The sequence below is a fragment of the Candidatus Poriferisodalis sp. genome (assembly GCF_965219595.1).
In the GTDB taxonomy this organism is placed as follows: domain Bacteria; phylum Actinomycetota; class Acidimicrobiia; order Acidimicrobiales; family Poriferisodalaceae; genus Poriferisodalis.
Genome location: NZ_OZ244781.1, coordinates 2,907,438 through 2,927,345, shown reverse-complemented (window position 1 = coordinate 2,927,345; position 19,908 = coordinate 2,907,438). Strand labels below are relative to the sequence as shown.

The 19,908-nt window shown below is 67.5% G+C and carries 20 protein-coding genes and 1 pseudogene; 11 read left to right on the top strand and 10 right to left on the bottom strand.

Annotated elements, in window-relative coordinates; translation table 11 throughout:
- Positions 1–48 precede the first annotated feature (48 nt).
- Together ACOQPE_RS12945 and ACOQPE_RS12940 are read left to right on the top strand one after the other, a co-directional pair.
- The gene (locus ACOQPE_RS12945) at positions 49–600 is read left to right on the top strand and encodes a TIGR03086 family metal-binding protein (protein WP_420609307.1); all 552 of its coding nucleotides are present in this window, start codon (positions 49–51) and stop codon (positions 598–600) included.
- Positions 597–1,523 (top strand): MBL fold metallo-hydrolase, encoded by a 927-nt coding sequence (locus ACOQPE_RS12940; protein WP_420609306.1) that lies wholly within the window; start codon positions 597–599, stop codon positions 1,521–1,523. The genes ACOQPE_RS12945 and ACOQPE_RS12940 overlap by 4 nt, the downstream gene beginning before the upstream one ends.
- A 47-nt stretch (positions 1,524–1,570) precedes the next feature.
- Here ACOQPE_RS12940 and ACOQPE_RS12935 read toward each other — a convergent pair whose 3' ends face one another.
- Complete coding sequence (locus ACOQPE_RS12935; RefSeq protein WP_420609305.1) at positions 1,571–3,022, bottom strand: NAD(P)/FAD-dependent oxidoreductase; 1,452 nt, start codon at positions 3,020–3,022, stop codon at positions 1,571–1,573.
- A gap of 97 nt (positions 3,023–3,119) precedes the next feature.
- Between ACOQPE_RS12935 and ACOQPE_RS12930 the strand changes: the two genes are divergently transcribed.
- From ACOQPE_RS12930 to ACOQPE_RS12905, 6 genes are all read left to right on the top strand, one after another.
- Positions 3,120–3,788, top strand: coding sequence for a GNAT family N-acetyltransferase (locus tag ACOQPE_RS12930; RefSeq protein WP_420609304.1), 669 nt, complete (start codon positions 3,120–3,122; stop codon positions 3,786–3,788).
- A complete protein-coding gene (gene speB / locus ACOQPE_RS12925) occupies positions 3,785–4,810 on the top strand; it encodes an agmatinase (protein WP_420609303.1) in 1,026 nt (341 codons plus the stop codon). The genes ACOQPE_RS12930 and speB overlap by 4 nt, the downstream gene beginning before the upstream one ends.
- Positions 4,807–5,949, top strand: coding sequence for an ABC transporter ATP-binding protein (locus ACOQPE_RS12920; RefSeq protein WP_420609302.1), 1,143 nt, complete (start codon positions 4,807–4,809; stop codon positions 5,947–5,949). The genes speB and ACOQPE_RS12920 overlap by 4 nt, the downstream gene beginning before the upstream one ends.
- Before the next feature lie 71 nt (positions 5,950–6,020).
- Positions 6,021–6,902: an ABC transporter permease gene (locus ACOQPE_RS12915; protein ID WP_419915556.1), complete on the top strand. Its 882-nt coding sequence runs from the start codon at positions 6,021–6,023 to the stop codon at positions 6,900–6,902.
- A 13-nt stretch (positions 6,903–6,915) separates the two neighbouring features.
- Positions 6,916–7,752 carry an ABC transporter permease gene (locus ACOQPE_RS12910; RefSeq protein ID WP_420609301.1) on the top strand — a complete coding sequence of 279 codons (837 nt, stop codon included), beginning with the start codon at positions 6,916–6,918 and terminating at the stop codon, positions 7,750–7,752.
- Between the two features lie 94 nt (positions 7,753–7,846).
- Positions 7,847–8,986, top strand: a complete 1,140-nt coding sequence (locus ACOQPE_RS12905; RefSeq protein ID WP_420609300.1) for an ABC transporter substrate-binding protein — start codon at positions 7,847–7,849, stop codon at positions 8,984–8,986.
- Between the two features lie 27 nt (positions 8,987–9,013).
- Here ACOQPE_RS12905 and ACOQPE_RS12900 read toward each other — a convergent pair whose 3' ends face one another.
- The 5 genes from ACOQPE_RS12900 to ACOQPE_RS12880 form a co-directional block, all read right to left on the bottom strand.
- Complete coding sequence (locus ACOQPE_RS12900) at positions 9,014–10,252, bottom strand: acyl-CoA dehydrogenase family protein (protein ID WP_420609299.1); 1,239 nt, start codon at positions 10,250–10,252, stop codon at positions 9,014–9,016.
- A gap of 34 nt (positions 10,253–10,286) precedes the next feature.
- Complete coding sequence (locus ACOQPE_RS12895; RefSeq protein ID WP_420609298.1) at positions 10,287–11,132, bottom strand: enoyl-CoA hydratase/isomerase family protein; 846 nt, start codon at positions 11,130–11,132, stop codon at positions 10,287–10,289.
- Between the two features lie 5 nt (positions 11,133–11,137).
- Positions 11,138–11,362: a translation initiation factor IF-1 gene (gene infA / locus ACOQPE_RS12890; protein ID WP_323672860.1), complete on the bottom strand. Its 225-nt coding sequence runs from the start codon at positions 11,360–11,362 to the stop codon at positions 11,138–11,140.
- Between the two features lie 148 nt (positions 11,363–11,510).
- Positions 11,511–12,038 carry a flavin reductase family protein gene (locus tag ACOQPE_RS12885; RefSeq protein WP_420609297.1) on the bottom strand — a complete coding sequence of 176 codons (528 nt, stop codon included), beginning with the start codon at positions 12,036–12,038 and terminating at the stop codon, positions 11,511–11,513.
- 31 nt (positions 12,039–12,069) lie between these two features.
- Entirely contained in the window at positions 12,070–12,978 is a 909-nt protein-coding gene (locus ACOQPE_RS12880) for an IS982 family transposase (protein ID WP_420611352.1), read from the bottom strand.
- A gap of 238 nt (positions 12,979–13,216) precedes the next feature.
- Between ACOQPE_RS12880 and ACOQPE_RS12875 the strand changes: the two genes are divergently transcribed.
- Together ACOQPE_RS12875 and ltaE are read left to right on the top strand one after the other, a co-directional pair.
- Positions 13,217–14,890, top strand: a complete 1,674-nt coding sequence (locus ACOQPE_RS12875) for an N-acyl-D-amino-acid deacylase family protein (protein ID WP_420609296.1) — start codon at positions 13,217–13,219, stop codon at positions 14,888–14,890.
- Positions 14,891–14,975: 85 nt separating this feature from the next.
- Positions 14,976–15,980 (top strand): low-specificity L-threonine aldolase, encoded by a 1,005-nt coding sequence (ltaE, locus tag ACOQPE_RS12870; protein WP_420609294.1) that lies wholly within the window; start codon positions 14,976–14,978, stop codon positions 15,978–15,980.
- 165 nt (positions 15,981–16,145) lie between these two features.
- On the opposite strand, the gene ACOQPE_RS12865 is transcribed toward ltaE, so the two are convergent.
- The gene (locus ACOQPE_RS12865) at positions 16,146–18,275 is read right to left on the bottom strand and encodes a flavin-containing monooxygenase (protein WP_420609293.1); all 2,130 of its coding nucleotides are present in this window, start codon (positions 18,273–18,275) and stop codon (positions 16,146–16,148) included.
- A gap of 112 nt (positions 18,276–18,387) precedes the next feature.
- On the bottom strand, positions 18,388–18,891 hold the full coding sequence (locus ACOQPE_RS12860; protein ID WP_420609292.1) for an FABP family protein: 504 nt from the start codon (positions 18,889–18,891) through the stop codon (positions 18,388–18,390).
- A gap of 53 nt (positions 18,892–18,944) precedes the next feature.
- Here ACOQPE_RS12860 and ACOQPE_RS12855 point away from each other — a divergent pair, with 53 nt between their 5' ends.
- Complete coding sequence (locus tag ACOQPE_RS12855; RefSeq protein ID WP_420609291.1) at positions 18,945–19,295, top strand: thioesterase family protein; 351 nt, start codon at positions 18,945–18,947, stop codon at positions 19,293–19,295.
- 60 nt (positions 19,296–19,355) lie between these two features.
- On the opposite strand, the pseudogene ACOQPE_RS12850 reads toward ACOQPE_RS12855, so the two are convergent.
- Both ACOQPE_RS12850 and ACOQPE_RS12845 read right to left on the bottom strand, forming a co-directional pair.
- Positions 19,356–19,703, bottom strand: a pseudogene (locus tag ACOQPE_RS12850) (peroxiredoxin); the annotation flags it as partial.
- A gap of 12 nt (positions 19,704–19,715) precedes the next feature.
- Complete coding sequence (locus tag ACOQPE_RS12845) at positions 19,716–19,844, bottom strand: hypothetical protein (protein ID WP_419853370.1); 129 nt, start codon at positions 19,842–19,844, stop codon at positions 19,716–19,718.
- Between the last annotated feature and the right edge of the window lie 64 nt (positions 19,845–19,908).

Here is a 19,908-nt window from a genome sequence, read left to right as displayed (position 1 = left end):
CGCCGCAGGTCGCCGCTCGGTTGCGACCACACAGGGAGGTTCTTGCCGATGAGCGAGATCGTTGACCAATTCAAGCGCTCCGTCGCGCTCTTCGACTCGGTGGTGGCCAGCGTGCCCGACGATGCCTGGGGCAATGACACGCCATGCGCCGACTGGAATGCAAGTGAACTGCTGCGTCACCAGTGCGGCGTGCTCGACGCGCTCGCCGGCATCGCCCGCACCGGCGAGGTGGGCATGCCCCAGATGGCCGACGACGCCGGCGATCCGGCGGCCCAGTGGCAGGCCACCCGCGAGGGCGTGCTCGCCGCAATCGACGGCGCCGACCTCTCCGCCGAAGACAAGTACTGGTTCGGGCCGATGAGCTTCGAGAACTTCGTGGGCATGGTGCAGTGGGACCCGCTGACCCACGCATGGGACCTGGCCCAGGCCAGCGGCAACCCCATCGACCTGCCCGACGACCTGTGCGAGGCCACCCTCGCGCGGGTGCAAGCCTTGGGCGACATTCCCCGCAAGTGGAGGCTGATCACCGACGCAGTCGATGTTTCCGACGACGCGCCGATGTCGCACCGCTACCTCGGCTACGTCGGGCGCCAGCCGTGAACGCCGCCGCTGAGAGCGAGGCCGACCAGACAGACGCCGGCAGCGAGCGTGCCGAGCCGCAGCGCTGGCAGATCGGCGACGTGTCCATCACGTCGGTCTCGGAGGCCGCCACGCCGACCTCGCCGCGCTTCCTCTACGACGGCGTCAGCAAGGGCGGCGTGCTGGCCCGTGCTGAGGCTGCGCCGTGGCTGCGCCCGCACTTCGTCAGCGACGACGGCTACCTGTTGCAGCGCATCCATACCTGCGTGATCTCGGCAGGCGAACATCGCATCGCGGTGGACACCTGCGTCGGCAACGACAAGGAACGCACCAACCCGCTGTGGCACCGCCAGCAAGGTCCGTTCCTCGACGACATGGCCGCCGCTGGCTTCCCGCCCGAGTCGATCACCCATGTGGTGTGCACCCACCTGCACGTGGACCATGTGGGCTGGAACACCTGCCTGAACGCCGACGGCGAATGGGTGCCCACATTCCCCAACGCGGAGTACCTGTTCTGCGCGCCCGAGTACGACTACTGGGCCAATCACGAAGACCTCTTCGGTGATGCCGTGTTCGAGGACTCGGTGGCTCCCATCGCCGCCGCGGACCGCGCCAACATGGTCGAAGCTGTCGACAGCATCTGCTCAGAGGTGTCGTTCCAGTCCACGCCGGGCCACACACCGGGGCACCTCTCGGTGGTGATCTCCAGCGGCGGCAAGCGAGCGATCATCACCGGCGACATGGCACATACCCCGATGCAGCTCGCCGACCCCGACCTCAGCTCGATGTTCGACACCGATCCCGACGAAGCGCGCCGCACCCGCCACGTGGCATTCGGCGACTGGGCAGACGGTGAGACCCTGGTGATCGGCACCCACTTCGGAGGACCCACCGCCGGCGTCATGGTTCCCCACGAAGGCGCCTACCGCCTCGACTGCGACTGACGTCCAGGGGCTGCGCCCCGGGCCACGGGGTCCGCCAGCAAGAGTGCTTAGTGGCCGCTTCGCAGCAGCCGCGCGATGCCTGACATCAGGCGATCCGGACGGTCCGAGCGCAGTTCGCGCTGATCGGCGGCACCAAGCAAGGCGCGGCTGCCCCGCACGCCGAGCCAGCGCAGCGGCTCCGGCTCCCACCGACGCGAGCTCACCCCCACCCAGGGCAGGCTCGTGCGCTCGGTATCGCGCTCAGCGATCAGCTCGGCCATGGTGCGGCCAGCCAGGTTGGACGCTGCGACGCCCTCGCCCACATAGCCGCCCAGCACGCCTTCGCCGGTGCGCGGGTCGAAGCGCACGCCGGGCAGCCAGTTGCGCGGGATGCCCAGCACCCCGCCCCAGCGGTGGGTGACACGCGCCTCGGCGACCTGCGGCAGCATCTCGGAAAGCACCCGCCAGATTCGCCGGTGCATACCCAGATGCGTCTCGGCAGCGGGCACGATCCGCGAGCCGAAGCTGTACGGCTCCCCGGTGGCGCCGAAAGCGATCCGGTTGTCGGCAGTGCGCTGTCCGTAGGTGACCATGCGGCGATCGTCGGCGAAGCTCGGCCGGTTCGCGAGGCCGATGTCGTCGAAGACTGCATCAGGCAGCGGCTCGGTGGCGATCATCCGCGAATAGACGGGCAAGATGTCCCGCCGCAAGCCCTGCAGATCTCTCGTGTACGCCTCGGTGGCGCGAACGATCACCGGGGCCCGAACTTCGCGGCGGCCGCGGCTCATCGGCGAGCCACGAGCGCCCTCTGCGGCAATCTGCACCGCACCGCCGTCGAAACCGTTGACAGGTGTCTGCTCGTAGATCTCCACCCCCGCCGCTTCGGCGGCCCAGGCCAGTCCCAGCGCCAGCTTGGCGGGATCCACTACCGCAGAAGGGCCGAGCAGGACACCGCTGCGCACATCGGTGGCGTTGAGCTGCTCTCGGGCTTCGTCAGCATCGAGCAGGCGAATCTCGTCTTCGGTCAGCCCGAAGCTGCGAGCTTCGGCTATCTCGGCGACCTGTCGCTCCGCTTGGGGACCCGTGCGCGCCACCCTGATGGTGCCGCCCTTGGCGTAGTCGCAGTCGATGCCCTCAGCGGATGCCACACGCCCGATCTCGTCGACGGCGTCGAACACGGCTCGCACCAGGCGCCGGGATTCGGTCGGGCTGGAACGCCGCGCGTAGTCGGCAACCGAGCCGGCCAGCTCCCCCACCGCCCAACCCCCGTTGCGCCCCGACGCACCGAAGCCGCAGTGGTGCCGCTCCAGCACGACCACACGCATCGCAGGCTCCAGCTGCTTGAGGTAGTAGGCGGTCCACAACCCGCTGAATCCCCCGCCGACGATGGCCACGTCGACGTCGAGATCACCCTCGACAGCGGGACGGGGCGCGACAGGCGGCTCGAGCCGGTCGATCCACAGCGGCGTCGTCGATGCCGTCTCCAGCGACCAAGGATCCGAGCTGAGTGCAGCGGCCATCCCCTTCGAAAACTACTGCCGCTGCCAGCCGCTTCCCGACGCAGGGATAATCTCTCAGCCGGCGGCTGAGTGCGGCAGGCGCCGCGGGGGTGCTGCGATGCGTGAGATCGAAGCCGTGTCAGTCGGCGAGCGCTCGGGCCTGCGATACGCCCGGATCCTCCCGGAGTGGGCTGCCGAACTGGAGGCCCTGGAGCTGGCCTCCCACCCGACCGCAGACCGCGCCGACCTCTATGACGCCCAAGGCTTTACTCAGCTGGCGCAGGACTTCCCCGAGGGCTGCTTCGCAGGATTCGACGGCGACGAGCTCGTGGCCATGGGGGTCGGCATCTGCTGCGATTTCGACTGGGAGAACCCGATTCACACGATCGCCGATCTCGTCCCTGAAGACCACAGCGCCAGCGGGCACGATCCCGACGGCCGCTGGTACTACGGCACCAGTATCGCCACCCGGCTTTCCCACCGCCGCAAGGGCATCGGCGCTGAGCTCTACGTGCTGCGCAAGCAGGTCTGCATCGATCTCGGCTTGGACGGCATCGTGGCAGGCGGCGTCATCCCCGGCTACGCCGAGCACAAGGAAAACATGAGCGCCGACGAGTACATCACCGAGGTGCGGGAAGGCCGGCTGTACGACCGGACGCTGAGCTTCCAGATCGAGAACGGGTTCGAGGCAGTGTGCGGCCTGCCGAACTACATCGCCGATCCGGCAACCGACAGCTGGGCGGCTCTGATCGTCTGGCGCAACCCAGAACTACAGAGCGGCGCGTGAGCGACAGCACCGATCCCGCGGCGGGCGGAGGAGGCTTGATCGCCGGCTCCGACGCCGAGACCCTCGGCGATCAGGCATTCCGCTCAGACGACCTGCACGGCCGCAAACCCGAGATGACCTACGGCGGTGCGCTGTCGTTCCTGCGACGCCGCTACACCCGCGACATCGCCGACGCCGACATCGTCGTGTCGGGCATCCCGTTCGACATGGCGACGTCGAACCGGCCGGGTGCTCGGCTGGGTCCGCGCGCCATCCGGGCAGCGTCAACAGGACTCGCCGAGCTCGACGCCTACCCCTTCGGTTTCGACCCGTTCGCGTATCTCGCCGTGGTCGATTACGGCGACTGCTTCATCGACTATGGCCACCCCACAGAGGCCGTCGAGCGAATCGAGGCCCACTGCACCGAGATCTTGGCTCACGACGCGCAGATGGTGACCTTCGGCGGCGACCACTTCGTCACCTACCCGATCCTGCGTGCCCATGCGGCCAAGCACGGGCCACTGTCGCTCATCCACTTCGACGCGCATCCCGATACGTGGCCCGACGACGAGGGCCGCCTCGATCACGGCTCAATGTTCCTGCGTGCGCTGCAAGAGGGCATCATCGACCCCGAGGCATCTGTCCAGATCGGCATCCGCACCCACAACGACGACGACTACGGGTTCACGGTGCTCGGTGCGCCCTGGGTGCACCGCAACGGACCCGCTGCTGTGCTCGAGGTCGTGCGGGAGAAGGTCGCCGACCGCCGGGCCTACGTGACCTTCGACATCGACTGCATCGATCCGGCATTTGCCCCGGGCACCGGCACGCCGGTGTCAGGAGGGCTCACCACTGCGCAATCGCTGGAGATCGTGCGGGGCCTCGCCCCCTTTGACATCGTGGGGATGGACGTGGTCGAGGTTGCCCCCGCGTACGACGTATCAGAGATCACCGCCTTGGCGGCCGCAACGCTCGCTCACGACTTCATCTGCACGCAGGCCGTTCGTGCCGGGGCGCCTGCACAGCCGCTGGGGCTGACATGAACAGCGAGGACATGTCGTCCGCGCCACCGCCCGATGCTGGTTCCAGCGTGCCCGCCGTGGAAATGCACGGCATCTCCAAGCGATTCGGTGATGTCGTGGCAGTCGACGGCGTTGACCTGCAGATCGGCGACGGCGAGTTCTTCGCATTGCTCGGGCCGTCAGGATGCGGCAAGACCACCACGCTGCGGATGATCGCCGGCCTCGACATCCCCAGCGAGGGACGCCTGGCGATCTTCGGCGAGGAAGTCGCATCGTGGCCTCCCGACCGGCGACCGGTCAACACCGTGTTCCAGGCCTACGCCCTCTTCCCCCACATGACGGTGGCGCAGAACATCGCATTCGGACTGCAGATGCGGGGCATCCGCGGCCCCGATGCCGACCGCCAGGTCGCTGAGGCCACCGCCCTGGTGCAGCTAGAAGGCATGGAACATCGCCGGCCTTCGCAGCTCTCAGGCGGCCAGCAGCAGCGCGTCGCTCTCGCACGAGCCCTGGTGAATCACCCCAAGGTGCTGCTGCTCGACGAGCCGCTCGGAGCGCTCGACCTGAAGCTGCGCCAGGAGATGCAGGTGGAGCTGAAGGCCCTGCAGCGCGAGGTGGGCATCACGTTCGTCTTCGTCACGCACGATCAAGAGGAAGCCCTGGCCATGAGCGACCGCGTGGGCGTCATGTCAGAGGGCCGGCTGCTGCAGGTCGGCACGCCAGCAGAGGTGTACGAGCATCCCGCGAACCGCTTCGTGGCCGACTTCATCGGGCGCACCAACCTGCTCGAAGGGGTCACCGAGGGCCCCGCCGCGGTGCGCCTCGACGCCGGCGCAGTGGTAGCCGCCGCGAACGAACTGGCTGTCGGCTCCCCGGCAGCGCTGAGCGTGCGCCCTGAGCAGGTGCGGCTGCATCGCCGCAGCGAGGCGCCAGCGGGCGCCCCTTGCCTCGACGGCGTCATCACCGACGCCACCTATCTCGGGCACGCGTTCGTGTACACGGTCGCGATCGGCCCCACCGCCGGTGCCAGCGGGACGCACGCAGGCGAACGAGCGGCCACCATCACCGCACGCTCGGAAACCGGCTCAGCGGCGCTCGCCGCCGGTGAACCCGTTTCGGTCAGCTGGTCGCCCGAGGCGACGACGGTGGTCGCGGACTGATGCCATCGCTGCGTCGCGCCAAGCCTGCAGCGGCGCAGTCGACAGATGCTGGACCCGATACGCCACCATTGTTGACCCCTGCAGAACTGGCCGCACAGCGCAGGAAGCGGCGCACCGGCACGCTCATCGCCACGCCCGGAGCGCTGTACCTGCTGATCTTCTTCGTGGTCCCGCTGGGCCTCATCACCGTGTACTCGTTCGCGACCCGCACCTCCACGGGCCGCACCTCGCTGAGCGGCTGGAACCTCAACTCCTACGAGCGCATCGCCGACGACGTGATCCTCGGCATCATCGCCCGCTCCGCCTGGCTGGCATTCCTCACCACCGTGCTGTGTCTCGTGGTCGCCTACCCCTTCGCCTACTACCTGGCCACCCGTCCTCCCCGGCTGCGCGCCCGGCTGCTCGTGCTGGTGATGATCCCGTTCTGGACCAACGGTCTGGTGCGCATCTTTGCAATCCGTTTCCTGCTCGGGTCGAACGGCCCCGCCTCGGCGCTCAGCGAGGCGATGGGTTTCGGCACGTTCCGGATCCTGTTCACCCCCACTGCGGTGGTGCTGGGCATGGTGTACGGCTTCCTCACCTTCATGGTGCTGCCGCTGTACGTGGCGCTGGAGCGCATGGACTGGCGCCTGGTGGAGGCCGCCCGCGACCTCTACGCGAGCGGCGCGAAGGCCTTCTGGCGCGTCACCGTGCCGCTCACCCGCTCGGGCATCGTGGCGGGCTGCGTGCTGGTGTTCGTGCCCAGCTTCGGCTCCTATGTTGTGCCGGAGATCCTGGGCGGCGCCAAGACACTGCTCATCGGCTCGTACGTGGCACGCCAGTTCCAGGCCGCTCGCAACTGGCCGCTGGGCGCGGCGCTGAGCGTGCTGGTGATCGTGGCGATGCTCGTCGCGGTGGCCATCAACCAGCGGAATTCCGCCAATGCCGAGCGAACCCAGGGCGTCACGCGATGAGGAGTCACAGGCCGTGAGCACCCTGGGCACCGCCGGCAGCAAGCGCTCGGCCAGGCACCTGCTGAAGGCCAATGCCTGGTTCGTCTTCGCGTTCCTGTATGTGCCGATCGTGGTCCTGGTGGTCTTCTCGTTCAACGACTCCGAGCGGGTCAACGTCTGGCAAGGCCTTTCGGCGCGCTGGTACGGCGAGGCGCTGGGCAACACGCAGGTGATCAGCGCCCTGCGTGTGTCGCTCATCGTGGCGATCAGCTCAACCATCGTGTCCACGGTGCTGGGCACCGCTGTGGCGCTGGCGCTCGACCGCTACCGCTTCAAGGGCCGGCGAGCGCTGGACGGCACCGTCTACCTGCCCATCGTCATCCCCGACATCACCATGGCCGTCATGCTGCTGGTGTTCTTCGCCGAGGTTTTCAAGCTCATCGACACGATCGGCCCGAGGTTCACGCTGGGCGTCACGACCATCGCGCTCAGCCATATTGCGTTCAACATCTCATTCGTGGCTGTGGTGGTACGCGCCCGTCTCGATCAGTTCGACCGCACCCTGGAGGAGGCAGCGCGTGATCTGTACGCCACGCCGTGGCGTACGTTCAGGAGGGTGACGCTGCCGCTGATTGCGCCAGGCATCGCCGCGGGCGCCCTGCTGGCGCTGACGCTCTCGCTCGATGACGTCGTCATCTCGGCGTTCACGGCAGGGCCTGGCGCCACGACGCTGCCGGTGTACGTGTTCAGCACCATCCGTCAGGGCGTCACGCCGGAGCTGAACGCCATCTCGACGCTCATGCTGGCCGCGTCGATCACGCTGGTGGTGGCATCGCTGGCCCTCCAGCGTCCGAGGAGCACGACGCCATGAGCCCGACTGCGCCGCACAGGCGCACAACCGACACAGTCCCGACAACGCAAGCGAGACAGCGACGCTCGACAGGAGCGTCGACAAGGGAGGAACCATGAACAGCCTTGCGAAGTGCGCATCCCCGACACGCTGGGCACGGTGGCTAGCACTCGCCGCAGCCGCGGCGCTGCTCGTCAGTGCATGCGGCGGCGGAGGCAGCGACAACGCCGCCGATGACTGCGAGCCCGGCGAGACCGACGGCGATCTCGCCTTCTACAACTGGGCCGACTACATCGACGAGGAGCTGCTGCTGGCCTTCGAGGAGGAGACCGGTGTCAGCATCGATTACACGGTCTACGAGTCGAATGAGCAGATGCTCAGCCAGGTGGAATCCGAGGCGGCCATCTACGACCTGGTCGTGCCGTCGGACTACATGGCGGCGCTGATGATCGAAGAGGATCTGCTGCAGCCGCTCAACTACGACGCACTGCCGAACTTCGCCAACATCGACGATGCCTTCCTCAGCCCGCTGTTCGATCCTGAGCACCGCTATCACGCTGCCTACCAGTGGGGCACCACCGGCATCGGCATGAGCTATGACGCGCTCGACGCGATCGGCGGCGAGTCGTCGTGGGCAGTCATCTTTGATCCGGAGATCGCAGCGCAGGTGTCCGGCGGCATCTCGATGCTCGACGACGCGCCCGAGGCTGTGGCTGCCGCGCTCAAGTATTTGGGCTACAGCATCTCCGAGACCATCGAGTCAGGCGACGAGGACGCGATCCGCGAGGCCGGGGCGCTGCTGAAAGCCACCAACGATCGACTGGTCAAGTACGACTCGGTGACCTACGGCGACGACCTGGTCAACGGCGAGGTCGACGTGGCGCACGGCTGGAGCGGCGGCTTCGCCTCAGCGCTCTTCGAGACCGACTCCTATGAGACGCATGTGTACACGATCCCCGTGGAGGGCGGCGTACGCTGGGTGGACACCATGGCCATCCCGCACAACGCCGACAACGTGTGCTCGGCCCATGCCATGATCAACTTCCTGCTCGACGCGGAGAACGGCGCTGCGCTCACCAACTACACGTACTACGCCAGCCCGAACAAGGCTTCGACGCCGTTCATCCTCGACGAGATCCTGGAGGACCCGGGCATCTACCCGCCGCCGGAGATGGCCGCGCTGCTTGAGTTGATCCCGCCGCTGGGCGATCTGAGCCTGTTGGTGCAGGACATGCTCACCGAGGCGAAGAGCTGATCATGTGACCCGTTGGGTGGGCGTGTCTCAGTTGCGGGGCACGTCCACCCAGGGCACATCCTTGTCGATGCGGGGCTCGCCCGGCAGGCCGAGCACCTGCTCGCCCAGGATGTTCCGCATGATCTCCGAGGTACCGCCCTCGATCGAGTTGGCACGCACCCGCAGGAACCCGTGCTGGACGCCGCCGTCGGAACCGTCCACCGACAGATCCCCCGGGCGGCGGAACGTGTAGTCGTAGCCGACGAGCCCGTCGGAGCCCATCATGTCGACGGCGCAGGTCATCAGGGCCTGGTTGAGCTCAGCGAACGCCAGCTTGGCGATCGACATCTCCGGCCCGGGGTTGCCCTTGCGCCGGTTGGCACCCGCGCGCATGTTGGTCAGCCGCAGCACTTCGGCACGGGTCCACAGCTTCGTCAGCCGATCACGGGTGACGTCGTCGCGCTCGGCATCGTCACGCTGGTTCCACAGCTTCACCAGCACCGAGATAGGCCCGGAGCCTCGCTTGGGAGGGCCGGCACCGCCCGCACCGATGGCGTTGCGCTCGTTCATCAGCGTGGTCAGCGACACCCGCCAGCCGTCGCCCACGTCGCCGATGCGGCTGGCGTCGGGCACGCGCACATCGGTCATGTAGACCTCGTTGAACTCGGCCTCGCCGGTGATCTGGCGCAGCGGGCGCACCTCCACGCCCGGCGACTTCATATCAAGTGCGAAGTAGGTGAGCCCGCGGTGCTTAGGCATTTCGGGATTGGTGCGGGTCACCAGCATCCCGTAGTCGCCGAGGTGAGCCAGGGTGTTCCACACCTTCTGGCCGTTCACGACCCACTCTTCGCCATCGGCAACCGCCCGTGTCGCCAGCCCGGCGAAGTCGCTGCCCGCACCCGGCTCGCTGAACAGCTGGCACCACAGTTCCTCGCCGGTGAACATCGGCCGCAAGAAGCGCTGCTTGACGTCGTCGCTGCCGTGGGTGTGAATGGTCGGCCCGGCTAGATGCGCGAAGAAGGTCACCGGCTTCATGGGCCGGGCGCCGGCCGCCCGCAGCCGCTCTTCCACCCCACGCTGCAGCTTGGGGCTCACGCCCAGGCCCCCGTGGCCCTCGTCGAAGTGCACCCACGCCAGGCCGGCATCGAACTGCGCGCCGCGGAACTCGGCGTAGCTGAGCTGCCGGGGATCGTGCGAGGCAAGCAGCTCGTCGATGGCAGCGTCAACCCGCGCAGCAGCGGGGTCGACGGCCGCGTCGGCAGCCGGGGCGTCAAGCGTGTCGGTCATGGCGCCAGTCTGCCAGCAGCCGGCGTACTTGGGGTCAGTAACGGTCGCCGGAGAAAGACGGGTCGCTCTTGGCCAGGAATGCCGCTGCCCCGTCGGCCATGTTGCGCGGGATCAGCACCGCCTGGTGTCCCATCTCGACGTCGAGTTGGTCGGTCAGATCACGCTGCGTGGCGCCGTCCACGGATTCCCGGATGCGGCTCATGGCGGCGGGCGAGCTGCGCCGCAGCACGTCGGTCACCTGCCCGACGGCCGAGTCGAGCTCCTCGTCATCCACCGTTTTCCACACCAAGCCCCAGTCTTCGGCCTGATCGGCAGTCACCCGCTCACCAAGCAGCGCCATGCCGAGCGCACGGGCACGGCCCACCCGCATCGGAAGCTGCCAAGTGGTTCCCAAGTCAGGAACGATGCCCAACCGGGGCCCGAACGTGGCCACGAAGAACGCCGAGCGCGCCGCGACCGCTACGTCGCATGACAGCGCCAGGCCGATGCCGCCGCCTGCGGTGACGCCGTTGATGCGAGCCACGGTCGGCACCGGGCACTCGGCCACTGCCCGGATGGCCGGGTGAAACACGTTGTCCATCGAGTCGGTCGTGGCCTCGCCCGCTGCATCAGCGTCGAATCCTTCGGCGTCGCCAGCGACCGCATTGCGCAGGTCGGCGCCTGAGCAGAAGCCGCGGCCTTCGCCGGTGAGGACCACCACTCGGATGCCATCGTCGGCAGCAACCATGCCGAAGGCCTCGGTGATGTCGTTCATGAACTCGTTGTTCATGGAATTCAGCGTCTCGGGACGGTTCAGCGTGACCGTGGCGACGTCGCCCGCCGCATCCCGCTCAACGCTGTACATAACGGTGCCGTTGGGCGGCTGGGTGGTGGCGCTCATGACGGCTACTTGTAGCGATACGTGATGCGACCGCGACTGAGGTCGTATGCCGAGACTTCGACTTGCACCCGATCTCCGGGAAGGATCCGGATGTGGTGCTTGCGCATCTTGCCGCTCAGGTGCCCCAGCACCTCGTGGCCGTTGTCGAGCTCAATGCGGAAGTGCCCGCCCTTGAGCGCTTCGACGGTCTTTCCTTCGAGCAAGATGGCGTCGTCTTTGACTTTCGGCACGTGGTTTCCCTGGTCGGCGGGCAGAAAATGCGTGCCCACCGCGGTGAACACGCAGGCCCCGAAAGGGGCGACACATCATGGTAGCCGAGCAGGTCTGAAACCGCCCACGGACCCTGTCTCCTGCAGGAATCCAGACCTGGCGACGCCGTCAGTGGCGCTTGACGCCGCCGTACTTCATGCGCGTGTCCGACATCGAGGCGAGCCGCACTTCGTCGTCGTTGATGCCCGCCGCCACGAGTTCGCCCATGAACAACGTGTGCGTGCCCAGATTCACGCTGTGGCGCACCTCGCAGTCCATCCATGCGGCAGCATCGACAAACACCGGTGCCCCGGTTGCAGCTTCGTACACCGACCAGCCGTTGAGCGTTCCTGTGCTTGTGCCTTCAGCAACGGCTTCGTATGCGGCGGGTTTGGAAAATTTCACGAACGGCCGAGTGTTCTCGGCGTCCCAGAGATTCACCGTGAAGCAGCCGCCGTCAGTGATCAACCGGTGAGTCACGGCCGTGTTCTCCACACCGATGCCGATGATCACCGGCTCCATCGAGAGCTGGGTGATCCAGCTCGTCGTCATCGCATTGCGCTCGTCACCGGACCTCGACCCCACGAGCGCCAACGCATTGGGAATCTTCCAGGTCACCCGGTTGGCCAACTCGTCGGGCAGCTCCGCAGCAGTCATGGCTGCACACTAGATGATTGGTTCCAAGGGGTCAGTGGTCGTAGTGGGTGAGGGTGCGTGCTGGCAGGTGGGGGTGGTGGGTTCTGTTGTGCCAGATGGCGGCGGTGAGAGCGAGGATGCGTGCCAGGACGCGCACGGCGACGCCGGCGCGGGTGCGGCCGTTGTGGCGTTCGAGGCTGAGCTGGCCTTTGAGGGTGTCGCAGACCGATTCGATGATCTGGCGGAACGGGCGCAGGAACCGCTGGTGGGGGCGGGCGGGCTCGTTGCGGGCGGCGGGCCGGATGAGGGTGATCCCGGCGTCGTTGAGCCGGTTCTCGAAGTCTTTGCTGCGGTAGCCCTTGTCGGCGATGAGCGTCTGGCCGGGGCGGGCCAGGTCTGCGTGGTCGATCATGGCGGCGCAGGTGTCGCGTTCGTCGGCCTTGGCGCCTGCCAGGGCGAAGCTGATCGGCAGCCCCGCCGGGGTGGTGATCAGGTGCAGTCGCAGCCCCCAGAACCAGCGCGAATGCGACGCGCACCAGCCGTATTGGGCCCATCCGGCGAGCTCGGAGCGCACCGCGGTGGGTCGGCTCGTGCCGCACGGCACCGGCGTGGAGTCGGCCAGCCACACGTCGTCGTGCCAGTCCGGGCAGTCGCGGGCCAGCGCTGCTGTGACGTGGCCGATCATCTCGCCGGCGCGGCGCAGCCGCTTGTTGAAGCCCTCTCTGTTGGGCAGGTACGGGAACCACGGCCGCAGGTGCTGATGAGCGAAGCGCACGAACCCGCGCTCGGAGTCGTACCCCAATAACGCCGAGATCACCGCCAAAGTGACCAGCTCCGCGTCCGACAGCTTCGGTGCGAACCCCACACGGGGCCGCCGCGGCGCCCAGCCGGGATTGTCGGCCAACAGATCGTCAATCCTCACATACAGTGCCGTCGCGAGGGTGTCCAAGTCCGGGTTCATGCCCAGGTCCTCCAGGATCGAGGTGCAGGTACACACCCCGAGCTTGGACACCCTCACCCCACCAACAGCGGACCCCCCACCCCTTGGAACCAATCATCTAGGCAGCGGAGCGTCACCGGCCCGCACCACTGCTCCTCAGGGACCGGCGAAGAGCGCGCGGCTAGCGTAAGCGGCACGGCCTCGGGCTGACCGGCCCGAGAGCAGCGAGCGCGTACGCGCCAAGCACGGGGACAGCGACATGGCGTATGACCTGAAGATCACGGGCGGCACGATCATCGACGGGACGGGAGCGCCCCGCTACGTCGGCGACGTGGGCATCTCCGACGGCAAGGTGGTGGCGCTCGGTTCAGCGCCTGCTGAGGCTGCCGAGACCGTGGACGCCACCGGGCGCATCGTGTGCCCCGGGTTCGTCGACATCCACACCCACTACGACGCGCAGATCATGTGGGACCGGCTGGTGAGCTGCTCGCCCTGGCACGGCGTCACCACCATCGTGATGGGCAACTGCGGGTTCTCCGTAGCGCCCACCCGGCCCGAGCACCGCGATCTCATCATGCGCACGCTCGAGAACGTGGAGGGCATGAGCGTCGATGCGCTGCGCGCTGGCCTCGGCGACTGGGGCTTCGAGACCTTCCCGCAATACCTCGATGCGCTCGAGTCGAACGGCGCTGCGGTGAACATGGCGGCACTTATCGGCCACACCGCCGCCCGCATGTACGTCATGGGCGAAGAAGCAACCGAGCGCGAAGGCACGCCCGAAGAGATCGCCGCCCAGCGCGACCTGGTGGCAGAAGCGCTCCGGGCCGGTGCACTCGGCTTTGCCACGTCCAAGGCATCGACCCACGTCGGCTACGAAGGGCGACCGGTACCGAGCCGCGCTGCGACCACCGACGAGATCGTCGAGATCGCCCAGGCGCTGGGCGATGTCGGCGGCGTGATGCAGGCCACGGTGGGACGGGGGCTCAACCACGACGAGTTCGCTCGGATTGCCGAGACCACGGGAGCACATGTGAGCTGGACGGCGCTGCTGGGCTCAGCCCGGGGCCCGGGCAGCCACCGCGCTGATCTGGAGCGTGCCCGCGAGATCGCCGACCGGGGTCTGCCGGTCTTCCCGCAGGTTGCGGTGCAGCCCATCCAGTTCGAGATGAGCTGGAAGGCGCCGTTCATCTATGAAGCGCTGCGCTGCTTCACGCCGGTGTCCCAGAGCGATCTGGAAGGCCGCAAGCGCTACTACGCCGACACCGATTGGCGGGCCGAGTTCAAGGAGAAGGCCGGCAATGGCGGCAAGATCGGTGACCGCTGGGCGCGCACCGAGATCAGCTACCTGCCGCACAACCCCGCACTCGAGGGCCGCAACATCCAGGAGATGGCCGACGAGGCGGGTCAGGACCCGGTGGACTGGGTGCTCGACGTGGCCCTCGAAGCCGATCTGGAGATGCGCATCGTCCAGGACGTGATCAACCACGACCCTGACGACATCGACGAGCTGCTGCACGATCCCACGACGGTGATCGGGTTGTCCGACGCCGGAGCGCACGCCAGCCAGCTCTGCGACGCCAAGTACTCCACGGAGTTCCTGCAGACCTTCGTGCGAGGCCGGCAGAGCTTCGATCTCGAGACCGCCATCCACATGCTGACCCAGCGTCCTGCTGAGGTGTTCGGCATCTCCGACCGGGGCACGCTCGCCGAAGGCAAGCCCGCCGACGTGGTGGTGTTCGACGCCGACGAGGTCGGCCACCTGGGCAAGCGGCGGGTGTACGACCTGCCCGCCGGCGCAGACCGGCTGATCTCCGATGCGAAGGGCATCGATGCGGTCGTGGTGAACGGCACGATCATCCGCCGCGACGGTGCCGACGCGGTTGATCCGCATGGCCCGCTGCCGGGCAAGCTGCTGCGCAACGGCAAGGGCTGAGCAACCGGGCTGAACGGGTCCATCTGATCGGTCTTGCCCGGGCCCACTCGTTGCACGGCGTAAGCCGCATGGCAGGCTTGCTGCCGTGATCGACCTGCGCTCCGACACTGTTTCCAAGCCGACGCCCGAAATGCGGGCGGCCATGGCAGCCGCTGATGTCGGCGACGACGTGTGGGGCGACGATCCCACGGTGAACGAGCTCGAGCGCTACACCGCCGAATTGCTCGGCAAGGCGGCGGCACTGTACGTGCCGAGCGGCACCCAGTCGAACCTGTGCGGGCTGCTGGCGCATTGCGAGCGGGGCGACGAGTACATAGTGGGCCACCACGCCCACACCTACATGTACGAAGGCGGCGGCGCAGCGGTGCTGGGCAGCATCCAGCCACAAACGGTGCCGACCGACGAGACGGGAATGCTGGATCTCGAAGCGGCCGAAGCAGCGGTGAAACCCGACAACAGCCATTTCGCCCGCACCAAGCTGCTCTGCCTGGAGAACACCATCGACGGCATGGTGCTCACGCCGGCCCAGCATCAGGAGGCCCGCGACTTCGCCGACCGTCACGGTCTCGGGCTGCACCTCGACGGTGCCCGCCTGTGGAACGCAGCGGTGTCGCTGAGCTGCTCCCCCGCCGAGGTGGCCGACCCGTTCGACACTGTGTCGGTGTGCCTGTCCAAGGGTCTGGGCGCGCCCGTCGGCTCAGTGCTGTGCGGCACCGACGAACTGGTGGGCCGGGCCCGTCGCTGGCGGAAAGTGCTGGGCGGCGGGATGCGTCAGGCCGGCATCATTGCTGCGGGCGGGCTGCATGCGCTGCGGCACCACATCGACCGGCTGGCCGACGATCACGCCAATGCACAGCGGCTCGCGGCCGGGCTCGAAGCCATCGACGGCATCACCGTCACCGGCTGCAACACCAACATGGTGTTCTCACAGCTCGATCAGAACGACCCGACGCTCGGCAAGCGTGTCGAGGGCCGAGGCGTGCTGGCCGACTGGCGATTCGGGCGCTCCCGCATGGTGCTGCATCTCGACATCAGCGAGGCCGACGTCGACACTGCGCTCGAAGCCATCACCGCTGAACTGGCCACCTGAAATTCGCTTCGCGCGGATGCGATGCCAGACCTACGGTCACGAGTAGGGCCAGCCTCTCCGAGTGCGAGCTACAACAAGCCTGCTCTGACCACACTCGGTTGAGGCTGGCCTCCCGCACAACTATAGGCGGCGCCAAAGTCCCGAGCCTTCGAATTTTCGGTGCGATCAGTCGGCGATGAGCTCCCGATCGGCCGTTCGCGGCTCGCAGACATAGTCGTCAAGGTTGGCTTCGGAGGTCATGGCGAAGTAGTCGACGTTGCGCCATGGCGAGTTGACCACGATGCGGCCGGCCTCGTTGCGGTAGTAGCTGGTCATGCCGGGATGCATCCACACCATGTTCTCGTGGGCATCGTCAACGCGGTCGCGATACTCGTCGTGGACATCTCGCCGCACTTCCACCGAACCGAGCCCTTCGGCGCACATCTTGGCGATCATGTCCGTCACGTAGCGCACCTGCATCTCCACCACGAAGATCAGGCTGCCGCCGTGGCCGGGCTGCAGGTTCGGCCCGTACAGCGTGAAGAAGTTGGGAAAGTCGGGCGTGACCGTTCCCAGGTAGGCGCTGGCGTCGTCGTCGCCCCACGATTCGCGCAGGCTGCGGCCCGAGCGGCCGGTTGCCTCGTAGGTGGTGATGAACCGCAGCACGTCGAAGCCGGTGGCCAGCACCAGCACGTCGGCTTCGCGCTCGGTGCCATCCGCGGTGCGGATGGTTTGGCCGGAGATCTCGGCAATCGAATCGTCGACAAGCTCCACCTTGGGATTGCGCAGCATGCGGTACCAGCCGTTGTCCATCAGCATGCGCTTGCCGAACGGCGGGTAGGTGGGCAGCACCTTGTCGAGCAGCTCGTCTGCCCGGTCGCCCAGCTCGTCGATCACGTAGCGGGTGAAGTAGGCCCGGTGGGCGTCGTTCTGGGCGTTGAGCGACCGCTCGGGGTGCTCCCAGTCAGGGTCCTTCTGCAAGGCGGTGTGGATGCGGTCGTTGAACGTCCAGCCCAGCCGCACCCGGTACCAGGCCCGGTACAGCGGCACCGCCTCGAACAGGGTCCTCATGGCGTCGGGAACCGGCTTGCGGAACTGATCGAACGGCGCAGCCCAGTGATTCGAGCGCTGGTAGATCGCCAGCGATTCCACGTCGTGCTGGATCTCGGGGGCTGTCTGCATGCAGCTCGCCCCGTTGCCCACGATCGCCACGCGCTTGCCGGCGACGTCGGCATCGGCCGGCCAGCGTGCGGTGTGCCACGTCTCGCCGCTCCAGGACTCGAGGCCGTCGATGTTGGGGCGGATCGGCGGGTTGAAGATGCCCGCGGCGCTGATGATGACGTTGGCCTCGATGATCTCGGTGGGACCGTCGACGCCTTGAGCATGACCGTTTGCTCCGGGTGCCGTTGCTGCGCCGTCGTCGCGGCGCCGCAGTCCTGTCTCGTCGGGCGTGGCGCTGAGGCCGAGCCGCCCGGTCTCCCAGCGGCCTTCGTTGTCGGCCACGTGGCGCACCTCGGCCCGCCAGACCTGCCGCTCGGCGTCGTAGCTGACACGCTCCACCGAGGTGTTGAAGCGGATGCTGTCGCGCACTTCGAAGTCGTCGGCCACCTTCTCGAGATAGCCGTGCAGCTCGTCGCGCAGGCAGAAGTACATCTTCCAGTCGTGCGGCGCGAACGAGTACGAGTACAGGTGGTTCGGCGTGTCGACACCGGCGCCCGGGTAGCGGTTCTCCCACCACACGCCGCCAACCGTGCCGTTGCGTTCGACCACCTCGTAGGGCACGCCGGCCTGCTGCAGGTTGATGGCAGCGCACAGCCCAGAGGCACCAGCGCCGATCACCAGCACCTTGAAGCCAGGCGGCACGTTGATCGGGTCGTGGTCGAGGAACTTGGCCAGGCCGAGCTGTGCGGCAGTGAAGGCGCCGTACTCGTCGGGCACGTGCTCGCCCATCGCGGTGCTGAGCATGCGCACGATCAACGCGTCGTCGGGCTCGCCGATCGCCATCGGGCGGCCGTCCCGCCATGCGGCAATGGCTTCGAGCGCAGCCTCCCGAACCTCTTGCTGATGCTCGGGAGCCAGGCCGCCCGTGTCGTTGTCGCCGAGTCCGGGCTGGCGCTTGGGCCGGTAGGGATCGTCGAGCCAATGCAGCTCGCCCGTCATCTGCACCAGCACCATCAGCAGCGTCGGGATGTTCGCCACCGCTACCGCAGCGGCCAGCGTCTCGTCGTCCACGTCGGGGCGGCCCGCGGCTGTCGGGGCGCCGTAGTCGGCCGCATGGGCTCCGTTTGCTGCGCTGGTTCCGGACATCTCTGACATCGCTCCCCCTCTGACCCAAGGGCCAGCGTAGGACGTTGCGCCGGAGCGGACCCGGTGTGCCGCAGCCGCTGCGTCGTAGCGGTCTCTCGGCGTGCCAGCTGATCAGGTCGCCTCAGGCCTGCTTAGTCAGCTCGCCCCTCAGGTGGTGCAGCAGCTCGTTGCGACCCACAGCTGCCATCCACAGCTCGGAGATCAGCGTCGGGTTGTCGGCAGTGCCCGTCCCGACGATGCTCAGCTCTCGGCGCACCAGGGTGACCTCCTTGGCGGTCGGGGTCAGGCCCACGTGCTTGCTCGCCAGCTCGATCGCCAAGCCGTCCGATGTGGTGCGCACCCGTCCGAGACAGATCTCGGTGACACCGGACGGCTGTGCGAGGGTGAGCTCGATCTGGCCGTCCCCCACGGCTCGCAGGTAGCCAGCCTCTGAGTGCAGCGGTTCGCCGGTGGCCGCGTTGCGAGTGCGCTGGGTCATCGACACGAACGGCTTGCCCACATGGCCGAACGTCAATTCCTCGGTGTAGGCGAATTCGTCGATGGTCGGGTACTGGCCCGTGCCCCCGCCCTGCCAGGTTCCCAGCAGCGGGGCGAGGGGCACGCAATGCGGGTGCAGCTCAGCCATGGCCGCAACCTAGCGGGGAGCCCTCCCCGGTCAAGCCTCTAGGGTCTGCGGCCATGAGCGCAGCCTTACAGGTCGGATTCGGTGTCAACGAAACGCACCGGGTCACCGACGAGATGTCCCCGCCGCACCTGCCCAACAAGGTGCTGTCCACCCCTGACATGGTCCGTCTCATCGAAGGCACCTGCCTGTTTGGCGTCCAGCCGCACCTCGCGGAGAACCAGACGACCGTAGGCATCCACATCTGCGTCAGCCACGAGGCCGCTGTCGCCGCAGGCGAAGACGTCGTGGTGGCGGGCGAGATCAGCGAAGTCGACCGCCGCCGTCTCGTCTTCGACATCCGGGTCACCCACGGTGACACGCTCATCTCTGAGGGCACGCACCAGCGGTTCATCGTGGGCGGGTAACCGCCCAGCAATCAGCACAGGGCGGCTAGCGGCCGAGCAGTCAACACGTGGCGGTTGGCCCTAGCCCTGGCGCTGCCTCATCTGCTGCACGAAGCGGATGATCCGCATCGTGTCGAGCGCGGTGAACCGCCCGATCGGCCCCGTCGAATAGCACGCTTGAGCCACCTTGCCGCTCGGGGACAGGATGAACCCGGTGGCGTGCAGGATGCCCCGCCCCTCCTCGGTGTAGGCGCCGGTGAGCGATGACACCTCGGCCATGTCTGCGCTGTGCAACATCTTCACCGTGCGCAGCTGCAAGCCGTCGGAGAGGCGCTGCGTGGTCTCCTTGTCGTCCACGGAGAGGGCCACGACGCTGGCGCCGAGCGTCTTGAGCAGCGAGCCGGCGCCGTCGAAGTCAACCAACTGTTGACGGCAGTACGGTCACCAGTGGCCCCGGTACACCAGCACCACACCCCAGCCGTCGCCGAAGACGTCGGGGATGGTGACCTGCTGATCCTCGAGGTCGGCCAGAGTGAGTTCGGGGAATCGATCCCCGCTGTCGAGCTTCATGGCTTCACGCACCTTCCTGCCGTCGCCAGCGGACGCTACCGCCGAGTGCGTCGTTGAGTCCCAC